Here is a 5,235-nt window from a genome sequence, read left to right on the forward strand (position 1 = left end):
CAGATTATCCGACTGATCAGGCGGCGTCCGATATGTCCGACTCTGCCTCAAGAATTCCCACAGGTATGGACAGCGATCTCGCTATTGGTCGCAACGTGCTTAGGTTCAAGACTTGATTCATAGTTTCTCGAAGGCGATGACAAGGACGTCACGATATGCGAACGGCATTTTCGGATTTTCGGTCACGATCGGTGATACATCATGAAACGTCTTGCGATCGTTGCAAATCACAAAATCAGTTGGAAGGTTCATTTCGACATCGCCGAGGAACCGCTTTGAGGCATCAGTAATCGTGCTCATACCGCCGGTCACGTTAACCCGCCCGATCATGTAAGAAACGATGAAATCCACCCCGTCCTGATGAAGGCCCTCGGGTGCTGGTTTGCCGTTTACACCGTCGCGTGCAACAATCCGGTAGGGATGGAGCTTAATATCCCAACGATCATGTCCAGCGGTTTGACATAGAATTCTGCAGAAACCTGTCAGAATCTTGTTTAAGACAGGATGATCTATAAACGATTGTTCAAAGGGCTCGAAGTAGCGCTTGAAGCCGCCATTCAAGTGGTTGATGGCTTTCGATTGCTCGTAAGGGGCATGGGGCAGGAGCCGAAAAATTCCGTCAACTGCGTCATATTCAAACGCACCATAGCGCCGGTAGCGATAGGTCCCGCCGTCACGCATGTATTCATCGAGAAGCAATCGATTCCAGTGGTCAGCAAAGTTCTTCCAGCCAGCATCAATTTCGATGCCGAAGCCGGCTTCGGTGCGCTTACCTCTGGAAAACCACCATCCATTCGTGACCAGATGATCAGTGCATTCTTGACTGAGGCTGCATAGCGCCTGGGGTGCGACCTTTTTCATGGGTGTCTCCCGTCTTGGTAATTTGGCGAGGGGGAAGTTTTAAAGGACGCTTGGTGGCTCGCGGCTTGGTGTTCCCAAAGGTGGCGGTCCGTAATGTATTTCGGCGTGCTGGCTATGATGGACCGAGGTAAAAAGCGCGTATTATCGACTATGTAGCTGACGCTCCCGCTGACGCCCTCGAGCGCGGACGCTATGGCCCGTTCGCACATCTTGTGAATAGTACTGCCCCATTCACCTGAAACCGCCTCCTGGGACCAGGCTTGCTCAAGCCCTTCCTTCAACACGATTGATCCGACGCCAAGGGAAGCGGTTTCGAGGTGCCGCAGCGCGTCCATGATGATGGCCGCTGCGGGGGCCTCGCGGACTTCGAGAACCTTTTCACCGGTTGAGATGTGTTCGAGCCCGACAAAGCGGCCGTGTCCGAATTTGCCAACTGTTTTATTCAGGAGCGGGATTGTGTCGATCAGTGCAACATCACGGTCATCAATTGACACGAGATTTCCGTCGATAAACCCGAGTTTGATCTCTACCGGCTGCTCTGCGGCAGTGTTGCGCGTCCAATCAAATGCCTCTTCCGGGATAGAAAAGTTCTCGGGATCATCCAAAGGTCCAGACTCGAATTCCCGGCACCAGAGGTTTTCGTCTCCGCTCCAGGTGCGGTCCGTCACAAAAGTCAGTCCGAACTTAGAGAGGGCGGCGGCCTTCTGCTGCCGGGAAATCACCGAGCATTCATACGGACTGCCGAAGTTGCCGGAAAATCCCGAGCGCTTGATGCTATTGTTAAGGCGCGGAAGACTATTCTGCGAAAGACTTGCTGTATGAAGAAGCAGCCGTGAGCCGATTGATGTTGCATGATCAACAATCAATGAGGCGATTACGGGACGGCTCAAGGAACTGCTTAACGGATAGTTACCAAGGTACTTGGCGTGGGCCCGAATGGCGGGTTTCACGCCTTGTTCGACAAAAGCTTCCCGCCCTTCGAGACAGACAAAGCGCGCGCCGAACCTGGCTGCCGTCTGTTCCAGCAAAGGCTTATCGATGGAAGTTCCGACATCCACCGCGACAGCTTCAATATTCGAAAAGCCAAGGCTTTGCAGCTTGTAGAGAAGGTAGGTGCTGTCGAGACCGCCGCTGAACATGGTTGCAACTGGTGCGTTTCGGTCCGGAAAAGCCTCCAGATCTTCGAAACTCAAAATGCCGCCGGTAGATGGTTTGATCGAAGTTGAGACGGGGTTCATTTGTCAGGTCCTGCTCTCAAAAAAGATGCCGGAAAAGGTTCCGGCGAGGATGAGGCCGGCACCTATCAAGCCCGTTGCGGTCAAAGATTCTGTCAGGAGAAGGTGCGCGAGGACGAAACCAAAAAAGGGTTCTGTTCCCATCAGCAAGCCAACCCGTGTCGGCGTGGATTTTCTGACCGCGGCGTTTTGAATGTAGAATGCAGCGATCGTGCAGAAGAGTGAAAGGAAGGCGACGGCGCCCCAAAACTGAAGGGGGGCCTTCACAATAAGGCCGTAGATTCCGAATTGACCCACGGCTAAAACGAAAGTGAGTGTTGCCACCGCCGATCCCTGGATGGCCGTCAGTGCCGCAGACGAAATCTGCCGGCCGGCCAGAAGGCGTTTGGTGGAAACGACCATAATTGCTCGCAGAATCGCAGCCCCCAGCACAAGCGCGTCACCCGGACTGAACTTGCCGATCCCGCCAGTGAGAAGGCCGACACCGATGCAGGATATGGCGGCACTTGCCAATATGCCCGGAGGTGGAAGTCGCCCCGATAGCCCATAGTCAATGATCGGCGTGAAAATTACACAAAGCGAAATGATCAAGGCCGTATTCATTGCGCTTGTTGATGCAACACCGTAAGTTTCAGCAATAAAAATTGAAAAAAGTATTGTCCCCAATACGAGGCCACGGATGCAATCGCCCCAAGAGATCGACGCGATCTCATGTCTTGCCACCACTGCCATAAAGATCGTGGTAATCAGGAAACGATAAAGAATGAGGATCAAAACCGGCGCATAGAATAGTGCGCTTTTCGCGACCGGATAGCTCGCGCCCCAAACGAATGCGGCACCCAGTACGGCCAGGTCGGCCGAGAAGGATGAGGTCAGTGACCTCCTCGCAGGTATTGAAGCACGTTCGAAAACGTCCACGTTCAAGTATCCTTTGTGCTAGCCACCCATCCTACTGTGCAGAACGAGTCAAAACAGATTAGGCCGTCCCTATAACGTTGGTATCGCGGAACTGTCCGGCCTTCCGCGAGGCGCTCATCGATGTCCCACCACTGGACTTCATTAAGCGGCGGGACGATCGAGCGGCTTTTTGTCCAGTCGTGGCCCGCGTCGCGAGATTTTGGCGTCCCCACATGCAGTAGGGGGAGTGTTTGGTTACAAGCTCGGCCCATTCCGATTGCAACCGGAGGGCGGATTCGCATGCACAGATCTTGCTGTAGCGACTGCCTGAGGCTGTTCATGGAGGAACTCCTGCAGGTTCGTGCCGTAGGTATTTGTGATTCAGCAAAGCAAATGCCGTGCCAATCCAGAAAACCATTTTTAGACAACACGATCGTTTTGATAGTGCAGTGTTTCATACCCAACATTGTCAGAAGGCCGACAATGAGTCCGACTGCCGGGCATGCAACCGAACGCTGTGATCCTGTTATCCTGACAGGTTTCCCGCTGCAGCCCGGCTTGGCAATTCATCAGGGCCTGTCGCAAATGAAAAGTCGAAGGGCGAGGCGGCTTCCGGCTCGCAGAGCGGCCCGAACGACCTCGGCGCGGTCTCTAAGCCTCGCCCCGATGCAGCTTGGCCTACATACCGACGATCTCGTTGACTACGCCGCGCGCAAGGAAACGCGGTACGAGCACCTTGCCGTAGTTGCGGACGCTGTACAGCTTCGTACTTTCTCCGGGCGGTGCGCGCGAACTGAAGGAATGGCTGTTTCGGGAAGCCGACTTGGCAGTGTCGAACGAGGATATTGCCCGTCGCTTCGTGGCCGACTGCCGTCGCACCCGCACGGGTCGGGAGTTCCCCGCCTGGCTCGGGCCGACACCTTCGCAAAACTCGAGGGGCGGCAGCGGATCCTCGGCTTGTCGCGTTGCTCGCCAGGAAACCCGTGCGCTTGGCGAGTGTGGCCATGGCGAACAAGATGGCCCGTGTGGTCTGGGCGATCATGGTACGCGCGAGACCTCAAGCTCGTCATGCCGCGAACCTTGCGGTGTAAGGTTGCGAAGAAGATAAATTTTAGGACAGAGAACAGGCGGGCCGATCGATCGGCTACCAGTAGGTTGTGAGAGCGACGCGATGTGATGGCGAGACTGGTCAGGCCGGGAACAGGGACAACCCGTCGAATGTCCGAGCACCATAGCCTGATAGGCAGATTGAGATCCAGTTCGCCGGTCCCATCAGGGCCAGCAGTCTCGGATGGCTGCATCAACAGGCCGGACAGAAGACTGCACCCGCCCAACGCGCCGTAACGTCCAATTACCTCTTGCATCGCGGGAGCCATCCACAGAGGACGTTTCTCGGAGAAGGCGACGGCGCTGCATGCGGAGTACCACCGACCGGCGGTCTGCCGACCGCCCGCGCTCGTGTCGGTAATGTCGAGGCTTCCTTCAGCGAATAGCGACCAACAGGAGAACTTTGACCGATCGCGGGTGCGAAGCCGCATTGGCATGTGAGCGCCCAAATAGACTGCCAAGCCACGCTCGAGTCAGCGTGCAGATTTTTGCCCAATGGCCCGAGGTGATGGGCTGCCAAACCGTGACTCTCAAGCTCCCCTCCGAAGACTGCACCAGAGGACTACGACCCGCTGCCTTCCTCTTAAACCGTCATCGCTCTGACAACACATTCTGCAATGCTCGGCGGATGTCGATGAGGCGGCTCATCACGCAAAGTAGGTATTCAGCAGGTCGGGAGGAACGAATGAACCCTGATGCTTTCCGCAGCCCAGTTTTCGTTAAGCGTGCAACGTACATCGTGCAAGGTAAGCGCGAATTTCCCCGCACCTTTTGCTGTTGAGTGCTCTGATGCATGAGGTGTCCACCAAAATAGGTGGACACCTTGTGATGGAAGAAGATGAGCAGAAACTGCGGGTGAGGCTTGTCGGTCGGGACGGGCGACGCCGATACGACCCGGCATCGAAGGACCGTCTTGTCTCGGCCTGTCTTGAGCCTGGCGTGTCGGTATCGAGGCTTGCGCTCGAACATGGGGTCAATGCGAACCTTCTTCGGAAGTGGATAAAGAAGCGGGCGGAGACCCAGTCCCTCCCACAGCCCCCACCATCGGCGTTCATCCCGGTTCAGATTGAAAGCACTTCCGATCGGGCCTTGCTGCGACAGAGCAGCATGGCTGCGGTGGATTTGCCGGGGACTT

The 5,235-nt window shown here is 55.6% G+C and carries 4 protein-coding genes and 1 pseudogene; 2 read left to right on the forward strand and 3 right to left on the reverse strand.

The genetic code is table 11. From position 1 onward, the window contains the following. Positions 1 to 117: 117 nt before the first annotated feature. Genes NKH60_RS34440 through NKH60_RS34450 form a run of 3 tightly spaced genes read right to left on the reverse strand, consistent with a single transcriptional unit; the run spans position 118 to position 3,014 of the window. Positions 118 to 861, reverse strand: a complete 744-nt coding sequence (locus NKH60_RS34440; protein ID WP_352509679.1) for a 2OG-Fe dioxygenase family protein — start codon at positions 859 to 861, stop codon at positions 118 to 120. Beyond that, positions 858 to 2,099 carry an argininosuccinate synthase-related protein gene (locus NKH60_RS34445; protein ID WP_352774743.1) on the reverse strand — a complete coding sequence of 414 codons (1,242 nt, stop codon included), beginning with the start codon at positions 2,097 to 2,099 and terminating at the stop codon, positions 858 to 860. Before NKH60_RS34445 ends, NKH60_RS34440 begins: the two co-directional genes overlap by 4 nt. Positions 2,100 to 2,102: 3 nt before the next feature. Then, complete coding sequence (locus tag NKH60_RS34450; protein ID WP_352509681.1) at positions 2,103 to 3,014, reverse strand: DMT family transporter; 912 nt, start codon at positions 3,012 to 3,014, stop codon at positions 2,103 to 2,105. A 917-nt stretch (positions 3,015 to 3,931) separates the two neighbouring features. Here NKH60_RS34450 and NKH60_RS34460 point away from each other — a divergent pair. Both NKH60_RS34460 and tnpA read left to right on the forward strand, forming a co-directional pair. After that, positions 3,932 to 4,084: pseudogene (locus NKH60_RS34460) on the forward strand (IS110 family transposase); the annotation flags it as partial. Between the two features lie 844 nt (positions 4,085 to 4,928). Next, a partial coding sequence (tnpA, locus tag NKH60_RS34465; protein ID WP_352875048.1) for an IS66-like element accessory protein TnpA occupies positions 4,929 to 5,235 on the forward strand: 307 nt, incomplete at its 3' end.

This window comes from Mesorhizobium sp. M1006, assembly GCF_040318825.1.
Classification (GTDB): Bacteria; Pseudomonadota; Alphaproteobacteria; order Rhizobiales; family Rhizobiaceae; genus Mesorhizobium.